This is a genomic window from Flavobacterium anseongense, assembly GCF_021608185.1.
GTDB classification, from domain to species: Bacteria; Bacteroidota; Bacteroidia; order Flavobacteriales; family Flavobacteriaceae; genus Flavobacterium; species Flavobacterium anseongense.
The window spans coordinates 60,426-79,801 of sequence record NZ_JAKIHN010000006.1 but is presented as its reverse complement, the minus strand read 5'-3'; the positions used below and the strand labels follow the sequence as shown (position 1 = coordinate 79,801).

The window sequence follows — 19,376 nt, the reverse complement described above, 5'->3', positions numbered from 1 at the left end:
TTTATAAAATTACTATTTTGGTTAAGACCATCAACATCAATTAGCGGAAAGAAATTAACTAAAACGTTATAACTAATAACTTTTAGAAATTCACTCTAAAAAAAACATTTGGCATGATACCTAAAGTATAATAATTCTGCATTGTATAGCGTGGCGTAATAAAATCAGAAAGACTGGCATACTTTCGCTCAAATTCTTTACTGATAAGATCGCTGTGGTTGTAAACATTGTAAACCGAAACACCAACTTTAAAAAAATTCTTCTTTTGATTTTGAAATTGATAACTGGCAGAAATGTCTAAACGATGATAATCAGGCAATCTTTCTGAATTGTATGAGGTTATTTCTCCCGAATTATTAACGGTGCTAAACGGTTTTCCGCTGTGCCAAAACCATCCTGTTGTAAACAAAAAGTTCTTCCATTTTTTATTCAAGGCTATCGTAAAATTGTGTTTGATATCGGCATTAGAACTGAAATAATTTCCATCATTCAAAGCCTCAAACTTATTCTGTGAATCCTGATAAGTGTAAGTCATCCAAGCTCTCCATGAATTGTGACTTTTTTGAAGCAAAACATCTACGCCTTTGGTAAAGCCTTTTCCGTGATGAATGTCATTGTCATTTTGTCCCAAAAACCCCAAAGTATATGAAGTGATTCCAGTAATATTTTTATAATAAGCATCAACATCTAAAAGCCAATTGTTCTTTTTGAAAATGATTCCGGATGCAAACTGATTCGCTTTCTGAATTGGATATTCACCATTATCTGATAATATCCAAACGTAATTTTCCAGACTCAAATCGTTGGCTGCATTTTCGCGAACCTGACTCAAAATCTGGCTTCTTCGCTCACAAGAAACCTGCCAGATTAACGATTTAGATAGCTTCTTTTGAAGCATCAAACGCGGTTCAAAACTTGAGGCTTTTATTTGGCTATAAAAGTTATAGCGCAAACCAGGCTGAATATTCCAACTGCCAAAATCACTTTGGTAATGAACATATCCGGCATGAGTAACATTGTAAAGATGTCGCAAACCTAAATCAATTCCAACATCCTGATTATAACTATTGAACAAATGCGAAATATCATTTCCGAAAACCTGGTAACCAAAGTCTAAATTTGATTGTTCATTCATTTGGTAACCAAAACGCAGCTCTGCACCCGAATCTACTACTCTATTTAATTTCTTGAACGCTTCAAATTTATTGATGTCATAATCCTTTTTCTTCAGATAATCAAAACTGTAAAGCGAATAGTAAATCAAAGTTTGCTGCTTAAATTTCGGAGTATATTTTTGTGTCCAATTCAGGCTGAATCCATAATTTTCTATGTTCATTCTTTGGTTACTGATACTGTCTGTCTTAATAGTACTTTTATAATCTAAATTATTTTTAATAACCAAACCCGAGAGTGAAATTTCAGTTTTTGGATTGGGTTTAAAATTTAATTTGGCTGAATAATCATAAAACTGAAATTGGTTGTCATTATCAAATCCTTTGAAGTCAGTATTCTGAAAAACCTTGCGTTCCAATTGATTAAACGTTGGCGATTGAAGCCATTCGGTATACGATTTTCTGGCAGAAAATTGCAAGCCTAATTTATCTTTAATCAATGGTGATTTCAAATAAACATCTGCATTCAGAGCGTTGATTCCAGCATTGATTTTTAACTTATCTGAGATTTTGTCTGTGGATTTGATATCGATAATACCCGAAACTCTTTCGCCAAACCTTGGATTCACAGCTTTATTGTAATAATCCACGGTTTGCTCGACATTTGGATTAATACTCGAAATCATGCCAAACAAATGTCCGGGATGATACAACCGAATGCCATCCATCAGTATCAAATTCTGGTCAGAAGTGCCACCGCGAATGTATAAACCTGTTGCCGTTTCATTCGGACTTTTAACTCCGGGCAACTGTTGCAGTGATTGCAGAATATCAGCATCCGTTATTCCGGGAAGCGTTTGCACTTTTTGTGGAAAGATGCTATAATGTTGATTGGTTTTTTGAATGCCTTTTGCCAAAAATTCTTCTACTATAACTTCTTTGAGAAGTGTTATGCTTGAGTCAGTTTCATTGGTTTCAGTCTTATTAAGAGAATAAAAACGCTCGTTAATCCTGATGATTTTTAAAGTCGATTGCTTTTCAATTTCATTATTAATTTCATCTAAGGCATATAACTTTTTTGGCAATGAAAATCGCTGTGGGATTACCAAAGAATCGACATAGGAATATTTAACATCAAATGCTTCCTCGACATCAGAAAGCACTTTGGTGAGTTTTGCATCAGCATAAAAAAACGACTTCTTTTTTTGTGACCAGGAAAATTGTAACCAGCACAAAAAGAAGGCTAACAACATTAGTTTCTTCATTTAGAAATGATAATTTTTCCGGTTTGGTCTTTGCCAAATTTTAAATGCAGCGGAAGGCAAATGGTTTGTAGCGCTACAGTTGATTCTTTATGAGTAAAAGTTCCTGTGAATTTTATGTTTTCAATAGTTTTCGGATAGTCGATTTCAACATTGTATTGGTTTTTAAACTGGTCAATTACATAGCGCATCGGTACATTTTTAAAAGACGTTTCTCCCGAAATCCAGGTAGGTTTTTCGGTTGTATCATCTGCCCAATTTTCAACCGTATGATTGTAATAGCGAACGCTTTCTCCGTGTGCTAAAATGATTGATTTCCCTTTTTGTGTTACTTCCACTTTGCCTTCATAACATTTTACTTCAAAGAAATCTTTGAATGCTATGACATTGAATTTGGTTCCCAAAACGCGAATATCACCAAGTGAAGTTTTTACTGTAAACGAACTTCCTTTTTCGACTTCAAAAAAAGCTTCACCATCGAGACACAAGGCTCGTTTGTAGCTGTAATTGTTGCCGTAAACCAGTGTTGATTTGGCATTTAAAGATACTTTGGAATGGTCGGCTAAGGTGATTATTTGTGTTTGACCAAAAGCAGTTGTTATGGTATTTTCCGCTATAAAAAAATGATACAAACCAAACATTACCAGCAAACAAGCCGCAATCGAAGCATATCGCCAAAGCGTAATTACTTTTGTTTTAGCTTGACTTTTATCAGCCAGCTTTTGTTTGACTGCGCTAAAGTTTTGTTCCAAATCAGGATTGCTGATTTCAAAATTGGTTAGCGTGTTTTTTATCTTTTGAAATGCCTCAAAATCTTCTGCCGAAACCAATTCTTTTAATTGTTCGTCTGTTATTTTATTGGCTAACCAATCGGATAAATACGTTTCGTTCATCTCTTCCATCGTATAATTTTTCAAACGTTTTTTACTACTTTTCTCAAGGACAATAATGCTTGATGCATGCGTTTTTCAACAGCTTTTACCGATAAATCCAATGATGCTGCAATTTCAGTATAAGACTGATTGTCAAAACGGTTCATTAAAAATACGGTTCTTTGTTTTTCGGGCAAATCGTTTATCGCTTTTTCCAGTTGCATTTTTAATTCGGTTTCTTCCATCAAAAACTCAGGTGATTCCTTGTGCGATGATTTGGGACTAAATTGCAACTCAAAATTGTTCACTACCTTATTGTGCTTTATTTTATTCAGCGAAAGCCTGATGGCTGTGGTGTATAAAAAGCTTTTGGCTTGCTCAGGTTTTAGAATTCCGCAATTTTCCCAAAGTTTGACAAAAGCATTTTGAGCTACATCTTCGGCACTTTCTATATCGCCTCTGAATTTATATACCAAAAAGTTACGCAACACTTTAAAATTAGTGTCAAAAACCGAGCGAAAAACCGCTTCGGAACAGAGCTTAACATTTTGGTTTTCTTCTTTCATAGCTTAAATTACAAACACAACCTTATTACTAAGGTTGTGTCGTAACATTGATTTTTCCCAATTTTTATTTAAAATCAATTAATTACAATTATTAGCGATAGCCGTTTCAAACTGAGCACTACCGGTCATAACTACTGTTACCGGACCTGTTGCACTATTAAAAGTTACCGTTACAGGATAAACAAGGGCAGGAATGCTCGATGTTGCCGGAAAATAATATTGACGTAATTCATCATTAGAATTAACTGTTACTAAAGCTCCCATATACTGCACTTGCACAGGATAAGCTACATTAAAACACGAACCTAAACCAGTTCCGAAATTGATAGTTGTCACAGGATCACATGATACTAAATCGGCAGCTGTAAAACCATCACATTCTGCATGACACATATTTGAGTATTCTACTATTCCTGCAGAGGTTTGTACACAAACCGGATTATAGTCCGCAGTACAAACACATGAACTGCTTGAACAATCGTTATTCAAATCAAAGAATTCATATAAATTATTAATCACAATGGTTAGGTCGTTTTGAACAACAGAGATTGGAAATACAATGTCTAATTGATAAGAGTTTCCTGTTGGTGTTGGCAAAACTAAATCTACTAATTCCGTTTGACTATTTACTACAGTAGTTTCTCCATTATCATTCACAACCGAAATAGGGAAAACAATAGAATAGCAGGTAAAATCAAAGACAAAATCATTTAAAGTATGGAAAGTACAATCATCAATTAGGGCAAAAAATTCGTCTTCGTTATTTATAGTTATAATCGCTCCTTCCTGTTGCACTTGGAACGGAAACTCGATTCCGTCAATATATAATGCTGAAGTCTCATTGGTTAAAACCTCAATTAAACCTTCGTACGAAGAAACGGTAATTACTGTTCCATCACTATAGGAAAGGTTAATTGGATAAACAAATCCGAAGCAAAATGCTGTATCCTGTGTGGTTAAATCATTTTTTCCGCTGATGTTATTGGCTTTTCTGATTTCGTTTAATGTGGTTCTCAACGAAATACTTTTGGCAGTTACAATTTCATTTTCAACCGGATCATTATCGGTACAAGAATACAAACCAACCATTGCAATAGTCAGTACTAAAAGTAAAATTTTAATTTTTTTCATCTTATTTATAATTTAGTGTTTAAAGGTTAGACAACACAAAATGCCATCACCCTACTTTTTAAAAATAAAAATGAAATTTACTTTATTTTGAGATACTTTCGGCTATTTTCAAGGCGCATTTTTCGCCATCAATAGCTGCGGAAATAATTCCACCTGCAAATCCGGCGCCTTCTCCACAAGGATACAAACCTTTGATTTGTGGATGTTCCAAGGTTTCGTTGTCACGCGGAATTCTAACCGGTGAAGACGTTCTGCTTTCCGGTGCATGGAGAATCGCATCATTGGTCATATAGCCACGAATTGCTTTTCCAAATTCGATAAAACCTTCCCGCATAATTTGGGTCAAGAATCCCGGGAAAACCTCTCCCATTTCAACCGAAGTCGTTCCGGGTACATAAGATGTTTTTGGTATTGATGCCGATACTTTATTTTGTACAAAATCAACCATTCTCTGTGCCGGAACTCTTTGCGTTTGTCCAGCCAAATGCCAGGCTTTTTGCTCGATGCTTTTCTGGAATTCCACTCCGGCCAATGCTCCGAATTTGGCGAAAGGTTTAAAATCTTCCAGTTTTAATTCGACCACAATTCCGGAATTGGCTGTTGCCTGATCTCGTTTTGAAGGAGACCAACCATTGGTTACGACTTCGCCCGGACTTGTAGCACAAGGTGCAATCACGCCACCCGGACACATACAAAACGAATACATGCCGCGACCATTAACCTGCTTCACGATTGAATATGGTGCAGGTGGTAAATAGTCGCCACGAAAATCACAGCTGTATTGAATGCTGTCAATCAATTCCTGTGGATGTTCGGCACGAACGCCTAGTGCAAAAGGTTTGGCTTCGATAAAAATCTTTTTTCTGTCTAGTAATTCAAAAATATCACGAGCCGAATGTCCTGTGGCTAAAATTAGTTTATTCGCTGAAATCGTATCGCCATTTTGCGTAACGACACCTTGCATTTCATTGTTCTTTATAACAAAATCAGTCACTCGGGTTTCAAATAGAACTTTTCCGCCACACTCGATAATTTTCTCACGAATGTCCTGAATGATTTGTGGTAATTTATTGGTTCCAATATGAGGATGCGCTTCGACTAAAATATCGGATGTAGCACCAAAACCAACTAACAACTTTAAAATTCTGTCAACATCACCACGCTTTTTGGAACGTGTATATAATTTTCCATCAGAATAGGTTCCGGCTCCGCCTTCGCCAAAACAATAATTTGAATCTTCATTGACAATATGGTCAACGTTGATGGCTTTCAAATCGCGACGACGACCACGAACATCTTTTCCGCGTTCTATAACTATTGGTTTTAAACCTAATTCGATTAATTGTAAGGCTGCAAATAATCCGGCCGGACCGGCACCAACTATAATTACTTCCTGTTTATTGGAAACATTTTCATAATTGGGAAGCGCTATTTTTTGTTCCGTATATTTTTCATCTATTAAATAAACCGAAACTTTAAGATTGACTTTAATCGATTTTTGACGTGCGTCTATAGAACGCTTCAGAATTACAACTTTTTGAACCAATTTAGCAGAAACCTGAACTAATTGCGCCACATGTTCATAGAGCAAACTTTCTTTAGCTGCAATTTCGGGGGAAACTTGGATCTGTAATTCTTGTGGCATGGTTTGATTTCTATCGCAAAAATAATCAAATGAAAGTTAGTACAAATAAAAAAGGCTTAGCTTTCACTAAACCTTTGATAATAAGAGGCGGACTGCTACTGGCAGTTTGGATTAGTTTTTAATGAATTTATAATTACCAACCTGGTTGTTCATTGTTACTTTGACAAAATAAACACCACTTTGCAAATCAGAAACCGAGATTGTCGTCAATGATTGTGTTGCTTTTAATGCTTTTACTTTGGCTCCGCTGATAGAATAAATTTCAATAGAAGCATTAGTGTCATCATTATTATTTTGAATATTCAACACATTAGTTGCCGGATTTGGAAATACTTTTATACTGTTATTATCCATACTAACAGGAGTTAAGCCTAAAGCCACAGAAGATTCAAGATAATCAGGCGTGCCACTGCTGTTAGTGTCATCGTTAGCCGGATTTCCGTCGTTATTGTAGTCTTCTCTCCAAGTTAACAAACCATCTCCATCATCATCACTATCCAAATAATTTGGGATTCCGTCTAAATCAGTATCTAAAATAACATTTACCTGACGTGGATCTCTGGCAAAAACATATTCAACACTGGTTAACACCAAATCACCATCGTCATCATTGTCTAAATAATTTGGTATTCCGTCTAAATCCGTATCGTCGTTGGCTAAATTAGTGTCGTTATTTACATCTTCGGTTGCCGACGGCACACTATCGCTATCAGTATCAACACTACAATCGATAACATTAAGTACAACAGGTCTTATAGCTCCGTTTCCGCTGGCATAAATAGTTCTTGGGTTTGAAGTATTTATGTAGGCTGTTGGATTTGCAACCGGAATTGTCAATGCATTATCTTCGAAAAAAGTAATTGCCGATGGATTTGCCGGCGACAAATCATTTGCGGCTACAGTTAAATCAAAAGTTACAAATGAATCTGAATCATCATCACAACGCACAAAAGAATAACTCGGATAATAACCAGGACGATAGAAACGCCAAGCTTCATTTGAAGCTGACCAATTTCCGGTATTTCTTCCTGGCGGGGTAATTCCTTGAGTTCCATCGCTATTAATTATACCAATCACTCCCTCTCCTGAACGCCATGCCATGCAAGGTGTTCTATTGATTATCTGAACATCTATAATGTTAGTAGTTTCACTTAAAATCATTTGAAAAGATGTTAAAGGTATAGTACTATTACACTGGAAATGAGGTTGATTATAAAAATAAACTACAAATTTTCTGTAAGGTGCTGTACCATAACTTCCGCAAGTTATAGTACCAAGACCTCCCAAAGCGGCATTATTATTTAAATCTTCATAGCATCCGAAAATTGAACTTTTAGCTGGAAAATTAGTCCATGGAATTTGATAGGTAATAGTCCACGGTGAATATTGACCTGCCAAATTTGTCCTAAAATCTATATATCCGTTAGTACTAACAATTATTTGATTGTAAGTAACTCCATAAAAATCAAAACTAAACGGCATAGTAATTACAGGTGAATAAATATCATCAGCCGTAGTTAATGACGACAATGTTCCAGAAAAAGGTTGAAACGGAATTGAATTTACAGCGTAATTGCTTTGGGCATTTCCTTTAAAAACAAATAAGGAAAACAACATAAAAAGAATGTACTTTTGTTTCATAAGTTTTTGTTTAGTTTGACAAAACAAAAGTATTATTTTTTACGAATTAAACTACTGATTTTTATAATTTTAACGAGATGTCGAGACAAATAAAACTAATTTGGGATTTTCGTGGAGAAGCCTCAGCCAAAACTGCGGAGCATCACGAAATTCATTTAAAAGAATACATCGCCATTGAAAAATTTCCGATAAACATTACTGGTTTTGAAATCAAAAACGAGTTGCATGCCATTGCCTTTATGGTCGTAACAGATGAAAATATGATTTCAGTTAGAGATGCTTTAAAACCGCATCGTGGAGAAATTTATAGTGTTCAGTAATCAGTGTTCAGTTGGCAGTTCAATAACTGAACACTAAAAACTGAACACTGAACACTTTTTTTTAATTCGCTACTTCGCTTATGAATTTTATTCGCATCAGACGCAATTCTTCGATATCGTAATCGCCATCAAATTCCTTTAAAGCATCTTCTATTTTATCGGATTCTGATTCCATAAAATAGTCGTGAATTTCTTCCTGTTGGTCTTCGTCAAGGATTTCATTTACCCAATAACTGATGTTTAATTTAGTTCCGGAATAGACAATCTGCTCCATTTCTTTTAACAAATTATCCATCGTAAATCCTTTGGCTTTGGCGATATCTTCTAGGGATAATTTTCGGTCTATGTTTTGAATGATGTATAGTTTGTTTGCCGAATTCGCTCCGGTAGATTTTACAACCAAATCATCAGGGCGAATAATGTCATTATCTTCAACATATCGTGCAATCAAATCGACAAACTCTTTTCCGTATTTTTTGGCTTTCCCTTCACCAACTCCGTGAGTATTGGTCAACTCATCAATAGTAATTGGATACTTCAAAGCCATATCTTCTAACGATGGATCCTGAAAAACTACGAAAGGCGGAACACCTAATTTCTTAGCTACTTTTTTACGCAACTCCCGTAACATCGACATCAAAGCTTCATCGGCAGTGCCACCAGCTTTTGATGCTGTTACTATGGCATCATCTTCTGCTTCGTTGTATTCGTGATCTTCCGACATCATAAATGATGTTGGATTTTTGATAAACTCATGCCCTTTGTCTGATACTTTTAAAATACCGTAAGTTTCAATATCTTTAGTCAAAAGACCTGCAACCAAAACCTGTCGAATCAAGGCCATCCAATAGCGTTCTTCAAATTTATTTCCTTTACCAAAAAAAGGTTGTGAATCGGTTCTGTAAGCCTTAATCATAGCGTTAACTCTTCCGATAAGCGTAAAACAAATTTCCTTAGATTTATACAAATGCTTAGTATCTCTAACTATTTCTAAAAGCAATTTGACCTGATCTTTTGCTTCAATTTTTGTTTTTGGATTGCGGACATTGTCATCCATATCGGCACCTTCTCCGGTTTCGCTGTCAAATTCTTCTCCGAAATAATGCAATAAGAATTTACGTCTCGACATCGAAGTTTCGGCATAAGCAACAACTTCCTGCAGCAATGCGAAACCAATTTCCTGTTCAGCTACCGGTTTACCCGACATGAATTTTTCTAACTTTTCAACATCTTTATAAGAATAGTAAGCCAGGCAATGGCCTTCTCCTCCATCTCTTCCGCCACGACCAGTTTCCTGATAATAACTTTCGAGTGATTTTGGGATATCATGATGGATTACAAAACGAACATCGGGCTTATCAATTCCCATTCCGAATGCAATTGTGGCAACTACAACATCAACATCTTCCATAAGAAACATGTCCTGATGTTTGGCTCTTGTTTTAGCATCTAAACCTGCGTGATATGGCACGGCTGAAATTCCGTTAACTTGCAAGACTTCGGCAATTTCTTCAACCTTCTTTCGGCTTAAACAATATATGATTCCGGATTTTCCTTTATTTTGTTTGATGAAACGAATGATGTCCGCATCGATATTTTTGGTTTTTGTGCGAACTTCATAGAACAAATTCGGACGGTTAAAAGATGCCTTGAATGTTTTGGCATCCGCCATATCCAAATTCTTAAGAATATCTTCCTGAACTTTTGGCGTAGCCGTTGCAGTTAAACCAATAACCGGAACATCACCAATAAGTTTGATGATGGCTTTTAAGTTTCGGTATTCAGGTCTGAAATCGTGTCCCCATTCTGAAATGCAATGCGCTTCATCTATGGCTACAAATGAGATTTTCACACTTTGAAGAAAATCAACATATTCTTCTTTGGTTAATGATTCAGGTGCTACATATAATAATTTGGTAACTCCCGAGGTAATATCTTTTTTAACCTGATTAATTTCTGTTTTGGTAAGAGAGGAATTTAAGACATGAGCAATACCATTTTCCGAAGACAAACTTCGAATGGCATCCACTTGGTTTTTCATTAAAGCGATAAGAGGTGAAACCACTATTGCAGTTCCATCCTGAATCAAAGCAGGCAACTGATAACACAATGATTTTCCGCCACCTGTAGGCATTATAACAAAAGTATTATTTTGAGCAATAATACTTTTTATAACCTGTTCCTGCAATCCTTTAAATTGGTTGAAACCAAAATATTTTTTTAATTCTTTGTGAATGTCAATTTCGTTTAAATTCATTCTCTCCTAATGGTATTTTTACATAAATTTGCAAACATAAAGATAAGACTTTCTTTTATACATACAAATTTTATATTGTTACAATTTTGATAAATAAAGAAAACATTCTTGCTTCTGCCAAAAAGACAATTTTGTCTGAAAGTGAATCTATAGCCAAGCTAACCCAATTTTTAGATGACAATTTTGTAAATGCTGTTGAAATCATTTACAACTCAAAAGGTCGTTTAGTAGTAACCGGAATTGGCAAAAGTGCTATCATAGCTCAAAAGATTGTGGCGACTTTAAACTCGACCGGAACTCCATCACTTTTTCTTCATGCTTCGGAAGCCATTCACGGCGATTTAGGCATGGTACAACCCGGCGATGTGGTAATTTGCATTTCAAAAAGTGGCAACAGTCCAGAGATTAAGGTTTTGGTTCCGTTGTTAAAACGATTCGGAAATAAACTGATTGCCATTACCGGGAATAATACTTCGTTCCTTGGAAAAGGAGCTGATTATGTTTTGAATACTTATGTAGAAGCTGAATCTGATCCAATTAATCTGGCTCCGACCAATAGTACCACAGCTCAATTAGTAATGGGTGATGCGATTGCGGTTTGTCTGATGGAAATGAAAAGCTTTACTGCCGAAGATTTTGCCAAATATCATCCCGGTGGTGCTTTGGGTAAAAAATTATTACTGCGCGTTGGTGATATGCTGGATAACACACATAAACCGATGGTTGCACCAGATTCAACTATCAAAAAAGTCATCGTCGAAATATCTGAAAAACGATTAGGAGTTGCCGCTGTTATTGAAAATGAAAAAGTGGTTGGAATCATAACAGATGGTGACATCAGAAGAATGCTGAACAAAACCGAAAATATTTCAGGATTAACAGCACAAGACATTATGACCAAAAATCCGAAAACCATAAAATCAACCGATATGGTTAGCGATGCCTTGAATGTTCTTGAAGACTTTTCAATTACACAATTAGTCGTTGTAGATAATGGAGATTATAAAGGTGTAATTCACCTACATGACATTTTAAAAGAAGGCATCGTATAATGGCAAAGAAACCACTTAATGAAATGTCATTCTTAGATCATCTTGAAGAATTAAGATGGTTGCTAGTGAGAAGTTCAGCTGCTGTTGTAACCATGGCAATTGTTTCTTATTTTTTTGCAGATTATATTTTTAATGACTTAATTTTTGGCCCAACCGACCCAAGTTTTATTACCTATCGTTTTTTTTGTGATGCTTCACATTATCTTGGTTTTGCTGACAGCATTTGTATTACCGAACTAAATTTCATCATTCAGAATACACAAATGGAAGGCCAGGTAAATATTTTTGTCTGGGTTTGCATAACCGCCGGTTTTATTTTGGCTTTCCCTTATATTCTTTGGGAATTCTGGAAATTTATTAGTCCGGCCTTGTATGAAAAAGAAAAAAAGAGCGCTAAACTATTCATTTTTGTTGCTTCTATTTTGTTCTTTTTGGGAGTTCTTTTTGGTTACTTCGTGATTGTTCCGATGTCGGTAAATTTCCTGGCAACATTCTCAATAAGCAGCGTTGTAAAAAATCAATTTAGTATTGATTCTTATGTTAGTATGGTTAAAACATCTGTCATTGCCAGTGGCTTATTTTTTGAGTTGCCAATCATTATTTATTTCCTGACCAAATTGGGATTAGTGGGGCCAAGCTTCTTAAGAAAGTATAGAAAATACGCAGTTGTAATTGTATTGATTGTAGCTGCTATTGTTACACCGCCAGATGTTGTAAGTCAGGTCACTGTGGCAATTCCGATGTTATTAATTTATGAAGCCAGTATTTGGATTTCTGTTTTTGTAGAAAAAAATAATAAGAAAAATGAGCAAACTAGTTGAAGAATTTAATGACTATCGTTCAAAAATGAACGAGAAATTATTGGCAGACAATAACAAAATTGTAAAACGAATTTTCAATCTGGATACCAATGCTTACGCAGAAGGGGCATTAGATGTTAAGACAAAAGAACTTCTCGGACTAGTTGCATCTACTGTTTTGCGCTGTGACGATTGCATCAAATACCATTTAGAAACCAGCTATAAAGAAGGCATCACCAAAGAAGAAATGATGGAAGCTATGGGAATTGCGACTTTAGTTGGAGGAACAATAGTAATTCCGCACTTGAGAAGAGCTTATGAGTTTTGGGAAGCACTAGAAGCGGGAAGTTAGAAGATGGAAGTTTTCCAAAATTGAAGTTAAAACGATAAATAGAGCAAATGGATTTTGTTTATTTGCATTAAATAAAACTTAGTACCTTAGTTACTTAGAACCTTAGAACCTCAAACATGAAGTTAAGAGCCGAAAATTTAATCAAAACCTATAAAGGCAGAAGTGTCGTAAAAGGTATTTCTGTAGAAGTAAATCAAGGTGAAATCGTGGGGCTTTTGGGTCCGAATGGCGCCGGAAAAACAACTTCGTTCTATATGATTGTCGGATTGGTTAAACCAAATGCCGGCAATATCTATTTGGATGACATGAATATTACAGAATTTCCAATGTACAAACGTGCCCAACACGGAATTGGTTATTTGGCGCAGGAAGCTTCAGTTTTCAGAAAGTTGAGCATCGAAGATAATATTTTGAGTGTTTTGCAATTAACCAAGCTCTCCAAAGAAGAGCAGGTTGCCAAAATGGAAAGCCTGATTGCCGAGTTTAGTTTAGAGCACATCAGAACCAATCGTGGTGATTTACTTTCGGGTGGTGAAAGAAGAAGAACCGAAATCGCGAGAGCTTTAGCAACTGACCCAAAATTCATACTGCTTGATGAACCTTTTGCCGGTGTTGACCCTGTAGCTGTTGAAGATATTCAGCGAATTGTAGCGCAATTAAAAAACAAAAACATCGGAATCTTAATTACCGACCACAACGTTCAGGAAACATTGGCTATTACGGATAAAACATACTTAATGTTTGAAGGTGGTATTCTAAAAGCCGGAGTTCCGGAAGAATTAGCTGCTGACGAAATGGTTAGAAAAGTATATCTCGGACAAAACTTTGAGCTTCGTAAAAAGAAATTGACGTTTTAATCAATGGAAAGCTCGTTGAAAGAACGGCAGGAAAAACTACACAAAGATCCAAAAAATTGGAAGGTTTTTGGCATGTTCTACTACTGTAAAGAAGATGAACGGGTTCTGGTTGACAAGCCTAATCCAATGTATGGTACAACATTCAATTTTGCACATCGCTATGCCTATATATACCTACTGTGCTTCATGCTTTTTTTCGGTTTTATCATATATATGGTTACAAGAAACAAATAAAAAAGCTTCCTAATTGGAAGCTTTTTTATTTTAACTATTCCGAAATTTAGTAGTAAGTATAAGTGTCAGATTCTTTTAAAACAGCTGAACCATCATAGCTAAGCTCGGTTAATGGATAATTATCAGCATTGTAGGTTATAGAAATAGTATAAGGATTTCCAGGATAATTCATTGCTGTTTGATTATTTGCATTACCCTCAATATCTATGTCCAGAACTTGAAACACAGTGAAATTACTTATGTTTTTAAAAGGATTATTTTTAGTGTCATAAGTGTACGTTTCAGTACCTGAAGAACCAAAAGAAGAAGTTCTGGTTAATTGAGTGATATTTCCATTTTGAACTGTACAAACTTCGGTGTAACTTAAAGTCGTTTGACTGGTTAAATCCCCTTCATATACTGTTCTGGTAAATGTATTTCCCGAATAAGTAACTACAGTTTTTGTAGCAGAATCAAAATCGGGATCATATTCTGTAAATTTAGTTACTTGACTTCCTGCATATTCAATCAAGATATAAGTGTTATCTTGAGGATAGTTAACTCTGGTCAACTTGTCTCCAGTGTACACATACTGATCAATAATATCACCTGAATCTTTAATATTAATTAGTTTATCACCCGAGTAGGTAAAAAGTAAATTGTAATCTTGGTCTCCCGGATTGATGTTGTCAATAATCAAAGTTTTAACTAAAGGTCCTGAAGCAGTACTGCTCGGAGAATCACTGGAAGAACAGCTACTCAAAAACAGCGTTGAAAAGGCAAATAAGCCTAAGATTTTTTTCATTTTTTTACAGATTATAGATTTACGTAAAAATAGATTTATTTCTGACAAAAAAATTACTTTGCGGTAATTTTTAATTGATTATCTACTATTGATAGCAATACATAGATTATAATTATCAACGGAACCGCTAGTATCTGAAGGAAAATCAGCATCAAAACGGATAGCGCCAAAAAGAAAATCTGCAGTTTGTATTTGGCAAAACTGAAGTTCTTAATCTTCAGTGAAAATAAAGGAATTTCGGCATTCATAACATATGCACTTAAAATTGTTATTGCAACCAGAACCCATTTGTTATTCAAATAATCCTCAATCCAAACATTATCAAATAAACGAAGTCCCATCACCAAAGGCAAACTTGTAATAAACAAAGCATTTGCCGGAGTTGGTAATCCAATAAAACTATCTGACTGACGTGTATCGATATTAAATTTAGCTAAACGATAGCAAGCTCCAAGTGAAATTAAAAAGCCAAAAAAAGGAAGATAAAAAATAGTATTGGAATTAAATTTATGTTGAACACTTACTATTTCAAAAAACTCAATATCATAAAGCATTAAAAACATGGCATATCCTGGAACAATTCCACTTGTTACCATATCTGCCAATGAATCTAATTGAACTCCAAGTGGTCCTGCAACGCCAAATTTACGGGCAAAGAATCCATCAAAAAAATCGAAGAAAATACCAAGTGAAACAAAATAAAAAGCTAAATCAAACCTAAGATAACTCAACATAACCAACGCCACGCATCCACAAAACAGGTTAAGCATTGTAAATAAGTTCGGAATCTGGGCTTTAATGTTCATCTGTAATCGTTTACTATTTTTAAAGAAATACAAATCTAATACAATAAGTTAAAGCTTTCTACGTTTTATATTAGAGATTTTTATTTGATATTTGTAAAAAGAAAAATTGCCTTGAAAAAAACAATTGCTATTCTACTGCTTTTTATTAGCATAATCACTCATGCACAATCAGTTAGAAAATATTCCAATGAATTTATGAACATCGGGGTTGATGCTGCTGCTTTGGGAATGTCGAATGCAGTAACGTCATTTACTGGCGATGTCAATTCGGGATATTGGAATCCGGCAGGTTTATTAAAAATTGAAGACAGCGAAGCTGCGCTGATGCATGCAAGTTACTTTGCCAATATTGCTCAATACGATTATGCAGCTTACGCCAAAAAGATAGACGACAGAAGCGCTTGGGGAATTTCTTTAATCCGTTTTGGTGTTGATGACATCCTAAATACAACACAACTTATAGACAGCGAAGGAAATATTGACTACAACCGAATCAGCCTTTTTTCAACTGCCGATTATGGTTTTACGTTTTCGTATGCACGACGTCCAACGCTGATTGAAGGTTTACAATATGGTGTGAATGCTAAAGTTATCCGCAGGGTTATTGGCGATTTTGCCAGTTCATGGGGATTTGGTTTTGATTTCGGATTGCAGTATGAAAGTAATGATTGGCATTATGGCGTAATGCTTCGCGATATTACGACAACCTACAACATTTGGGCAATTGATGAAGATAAATACAATGAAATAAAAGATGCCGTAGCCGGACAAAATCAGGAACCACCTGAAAGCACCGAGATTACTTTTCCAAAAGCACAACTTGGCGTTTCCAAAAAATTTGATTTTCATTATGACTACACCTTACTCGCGGCAGTGAATTTAAATATGCAGTTTGCCCAAACTAACGATATCATTTCTAACAGCGCCTTTAGTATTGATCCTGCACTTGGACTCGAATTTGGTTATACCGATTTAGTTTTTCTTCGTGCCGGTGTTGGAAACTTTCAAAACGTAGAACAAATTGACGGAAGTACCAAAGTAAATTTTCAACCCAACATTGGTTTGGGATTTAAATACAAAGGTATTCAGGTTGATTATGCCTTAACCGATTTGGGTGATCAAAGTGCTGCTTTGTATTCTAATATTTTTTCTGTGAAAGTTGACTTAAGTATTTTTAGATAAAAAATTATGTTCAAAAAAATTCTTTCTTTTTCTTTACTTTTATTAAGTTTCCTTGTGTTTTCGCAAAATCCGCCACTTTCTTCTGAGGCACAGGTTAGCATTTTTACTTGTGACCGTGGCGAGGAATTGTACTCTACTTTTGGGCATACGGCGTTGAGAATCAAAGACCCAAATAATGCGCTTGATGTCGTATATAATTATGGCTATTTTGATTTCAGGACTGAAAATTTCTACTTCAAATTTGTAAAAGGCGATTTGCAGTATTTTATGAACGTGACTTCTTATGATGATTTTGTTTTTGAATATAAATTGGACAGAAGACAAGTAATTGAGCAAACGTTAAATTTACCGTTAGCAAAAAAGCAGGAACTGTTTGACGCACTAAACAAATCGTTGCTCTCGGACGAAAAAAACTATACCTATAAATTTATCGACCGAAATTGTACAACGATGGTTGTCAATAAAATAAATGGATTGTTTGGCACAGAAAAGATTCAAAAAGTTGACGATAAATCGATTAGTTACCGAACACTTTTGTATCCTTATTTCGAAAATTATTTTTGGTATAAATTAGGAATCAATATTGTATTTGGCGCCAAAACTGACGGGAAAGCTGAAAAATTATTTCTTCCTATAGAATTATTGAACAGCTTAGATAAAGCAACAATAGACGGAAAACCATTGGTTTCTAAAAAGGAAACTGTAGTTCAGGGCGTTTCTACACAGCCTCAATTTTCGTTTTTCAACAGCATTTATTTAATCTGTTTGGCACTTTTGACTTTGATAATCATTAACAAGCGATTTGTGTTTAAAAGTTATCTTTTTGTTTGTGGCATTTTGGGACTTTTTCTGTGTCTGATTGGTTTGTATTCTCAACACGAAGAATTACTTTGGAATTACAATGCATTGCTTTTTAATCCGTTGTTTCTTTTGATTCCGTTTGCAAAAAATAACTTTTTGAAAAAGCTTAACATCACTTTGTTAGTTCTGCTGCTGATTTATTGCATAGTGATAATCACAAAACCACACTTGGTGATTATGCTACCATTTATCATTACCAATCTGTATATTTTATTGAAATTGAATGGCAGAAATCCAATCAAACTATTGTCCCCGATAAAGTAAAACGGTACTCAGGGTTTTGAATATGATATTAACATCAAGGAAAATACTTCTGTGCTTGATATAATACAAATCGTATTGAAGTTTAATCAAACTATCGTCGATCGTTTCACCATAAGAATAATTTACTTGTGCCCAACCTGTTAGTCCGGGTTTTATAACGTGACGTGTTTCATAAAACGGCATCACTTCGGCAATTTCATTTACAAAAATAGGGCGTTCAGGTCTTGGTCCGATTACAGCCATATCACCTTTAAGAATATTGATGAACTGTGGTATTTCATCCATACGGGACTTTCTCATTATTTTCCCAAATGGTGTTACTCGACTATCATTTGTTGTGGCAAAAACAGCTCCTTCTTCTTCAGCATTCTTAACCATTGTCCTATATTTCACAATATTGAAAATTTTACCGTTCTTACCTACTCTTTCCTGGGTGTAAAATAATTTTCCTCTGTTTCCGAAAAGATTACCTATCAAAATTAATGGTAGAATCACAATCCCAATTGAGAGCCCAATTAGTGAAAATATAATCTCAAAAAGACGCACTACAATTAAATAGAAATGATTTTGGTTGCTTCTACTAAACGGGAAATAACGGTAGAAATCACGAGAAACATATTGCACCGGAATTCGTTGGGTAATATTTTCATAAACCTGGGTATATTCTCTTATTATATAGCCGTTTTCTAATAAATGAATTAATTGGTTATATAATTTAACTGTAATTCCATCTGTTTTTTGAGAGGCAATTACAACCTCGGAAATTGAATTCTTCTTGACAAATTCTTCAAGATTTTCTATGTCAATACTCTTTATTTTATCGTTAGTTTTGGTATTGGCGCTATCTGAATTAACAAATCCTAAAACGCGATAATGCGGATCGGCACTTTCGAGAGCATGAACGAGTTCTTTGAGCTGTTCTTTATCGCATATTAGAATTACTTTTTTTGAAAATCTATTGGAAGCAAAAAAGCGAACATAAATCATTCTCCATATAAACAATGCTACAAAAATAGCGATGTAAAAAATGAGTATTTGAAGTCGGTTTGTGGGAAGTACCGGCGTAAAAACTGGCGTTAATAAATACACCAAAACCGTTATTGATGAAGTAAGTATTATACTTTTTATAACTTGAAATTGATTGCTGGCAACCTGCAAATTATACATTTCGAAAACAGAACCAATAAAATTCAGATAAACTCCTAAAACAATTGTCCAGTAAAAATTGGTTCCTGATATATTAAAATAATTGAAATTGAATGCAATACCAACTAAATACAGAGAAAGCAACACAGAAATAACATCAAAAATCCGTAAAAGAATTTTCCTTTCAGAAACTTCAAAGTGTATATCCTTGTATTTATTCATTTTTTGAGTA

Annotated in this window: 17 protein-coding genes; 7 read left to right on the top strand and 10 right to left on the bottom strand. The window is 35.1% G+C overall.

What is annotated here, in order from left to right:
- Positions 1–82: 82 nt before the first annotated feature.
- The 6 genes from L1S35_RS09705 to L1S35_RS09680 all read right to left on the bottom strand — a co-directional run bounded on the left by L1S35_RS09705 (position 83) and on the right by L1S35_RS09680 (position 8,229).
- Complete coding sequence (locus tag L1S35_RS09705; RefSeq protein ID WP_236400077.1) at positions 83–2,377, bottom strand: TonB-dependent receptor plug domain-containing protein; 2,295 nt, start codon at positions 2,375–2,377, stop codon at positions 83–85.
- Complete coding sequence (locus L1S35_RS09700; RefSeq protein ID WP_236400074.1) at positions 2,374–3,276, bottom strand: FecR family protein; 903 nt, start codon at positions 3,274–3,276, stop codon at positions 2,374–2,376. The genes L1S35_RS09705 and L1S35_RS09700 overlap by 4 nt, the downstream gene beginning before the upstream one ends.
- Before the next feature lie 11 nt (positions 3,277–3,287).
- Positions 3,288–3,812 carry an RNA polymerase sigma factor gene (locus L1S35_RS09695; protein ID WP_236400050.1) on the bottom strand — a complete coding sequence of 175 codons (525 nt, stop codon included), beginning with the start codon at positions 3,810–3,812 and terminating at the stop codon, positions 3,288–3,290.
- A 78-nt stretch (positions 3,813–3,890) separates the two neighbouring features.
- Entirely contained in the window at positions 3,891–4,943 is a 1,053-nt protein-coding gene (locus L1S35_RS09690) for a hypothetical protein (RefSeq protein ID WP_236400047.1), read from the bottom strand.
- An 82-nt stretch (positions 4,944–5,025) separates the two neighbouring features.
- A complete protein-coding gene (locus L1S35_RS09685; protein ID WP_236400044.1) occupies positions 5,026–6,588 on the bottom strand; it encodes an NAD(P)/FAD-dependent oxidoreductase in 1,563 nt (520 codons plus the stop codon).
- A gap of 111 nt (positions 6,589–6,699) precedes the next feature.
- Entirely contained in the window at positions 6,700–8,229 is a 1,530-nt protein-coding gene (locus tag L1S35_RS09680; RefSeq protein WP_236400041.1) for a T9SS type A sorting domain-containing protein, read from the bottom strand.
- A gap of 77 nt (positions 8,230–8,306) precedes the next feature.
- Here L1S35_RS09680 and L1S35_RS09675 point away from each other — a divergent pair, with 77 nt between their 5' ends.
- Positions 8,307–8,549, top strand: a complete 243-nt coding sequence (locus L1S35_RS09675; protein WP_236400038.1) for a hypothetical protein — start codon at positions 8,307–8,309, stop codon at positions 8,547–8,549.
- A 61-nt stretch (positions 8,550–8,610) separates the two neighbouring features.
- Here L1S35_RS09675 and recQ read toward each other — a convergent pair whose 3' ends face one another.
- Complete coding sequence (recQ, locus tag L1S35_RS09670) at positions 8,611–10,806, bottom strand: DNA helicase RecQ (protein ID WP_236400035.1); 2,196 nt, start codon at positions 10,804–10,806, stop codon at positions 8,611–8,613.
- A gap of 86 nt (positions 10,807–10,892) precedes the next feature.
- Between recQ and L1S35_RS09665 the strand changes: the two genes are divergently transcribed.
- From L1S35_RS09665 to lptB, 4 genes are all read left to right on the top strand, one after another.
- Entirely contained in the window at positions 10,893–11,858 is a 966-nt protein-coding gene (locus L1S35_RS09665) for a KpsF/GutQ family sugar-phosphate isomerase (RefSeq protein WP_236400032.1), read from the top strand.
- Positions 11,858–12,679, top strand: a complete 822-nt coding sequence (tatC, locus tag L1S35_RS09660) for a twin-arginine translocase subunit TatC (protein ID WP_236400029.1) — start codon at positions 11,858–11,860, stop codon at positions 12,677–12,679. Before L1S35_RS09665 ends, tatC begins: the two co-directional genes overlap by 1 nt.
- Positions 12,663–13,010, top strand: coding sequence for a carboxymuconolactone decarboxylase family protein (locus tag L1S35_RS09655; protein WP_236400026.1), 348 nt, complete (start codon positions 12,663–12,665; stop codon positions 13,008–13,010). The genes tatC and L1S35_RS09655 overlap by 17 nt, the downstream gene beginning before the upstream one ends.
- Before the next feature lie 116 nt (positions 13,011–13,126).
- Positions 13,127–13,867: an LPS export ABC transporter ATP-binding protein gene (gene lptB, locus L1S35_RS09650; RefSeq protein WP_236400023.1), complete on the top strand. Its 741-nt coding sequence runs from the start codon at positions 13,127–13,129 to the stop codon at positions 13,865–13,867.
- Between the two features lie 280 nt (positions 13,868–14,147).
- Here lptB and L1S35_RS09645 read toward each other — a convergent pair whose 3' ends face one another.
- Both L1S35_RS09645 and L1S35_RS09640 read right to left on the bottom strand, forming a co-directional pair.
- Positions 14,148–14,885 carry a hypothetical protein gene (locus L1S35_RS09645; protein WP_236400019.1) on the bottom strand — a complete coding sequence of 246 codons (738 nt, stop codon included), beginning with the start codon at positions 14,883–14,885 and terminating at the stop codon, positions 14,148–14,150.
- A gap of 53 nt (positions 14,886–14,938) precedes the next feature.
- A complete protein-coding gene (locus tag L1S35_RS09640) occupies positions 14,939–15,691 on the bottom strand; it encodes a CDP-alcohol phosphatidyltransferase family protein (protein WP_236400016.1) in 753 nt (250 codons plus the stop codon).
- Between the two features lie 111 nt (positions 15,692–15,802).
- Here L1S35_RS09640 and L1S35_RS09635 point away from each other — a divergent pair, with 111 nt between their 5' ends.
- Both L1S35_RS09635 and L1S35_RS09630 read left to right on the top strand, forming a co-directional pair.
- Positions 15,803–16,873, top strand: coding sequence for a putative type IX sorting system protein PorV2 (locus L1S35_RS09635; protein ID WP_502538683.1), 1,071 nt, complete (start codon positions 15,803–15,805; stop codon positions 16,871–16,873).
- A 6-nt stretch (positions 16,874–16,879) separates the two neighbouring features.
- The gene (locus L1S35_RS09630) at positions 16,880–17,998 is read left to right on the top strand and encodes a lipoprotein N-acyltransferase Lnb domain-containing protein (protein ID WP_236400013.1); all 1,119 of its coding nucleotides are present in this window, start codon (positions 16,880–16,882) and stop codon (positions 17,996–17,998) included.
- Here L1S35_RS09630 and L1S35_RS09625 read toward each other — a convergent pair.
- Positions 17,978–19,366 carry a sugar transferase gene (locus tag L1S35_RS09625; protein WP_236400010.1) on the bottom strand — a complete coding sequence of 463 codons (1,389 nt, stop codon included), beginning with the start codon at positions 19,364–19,366 and terminating at the stop codon, positions 17,978–17,980. The two genes, L1S35_RS09630 and L1S35_RS09625, sit on opposite strands and share 21 nt — an antisense overlap.
- Between the last annotated feature and the right edge of the window lie 10 nt (positions 19,367–19,376).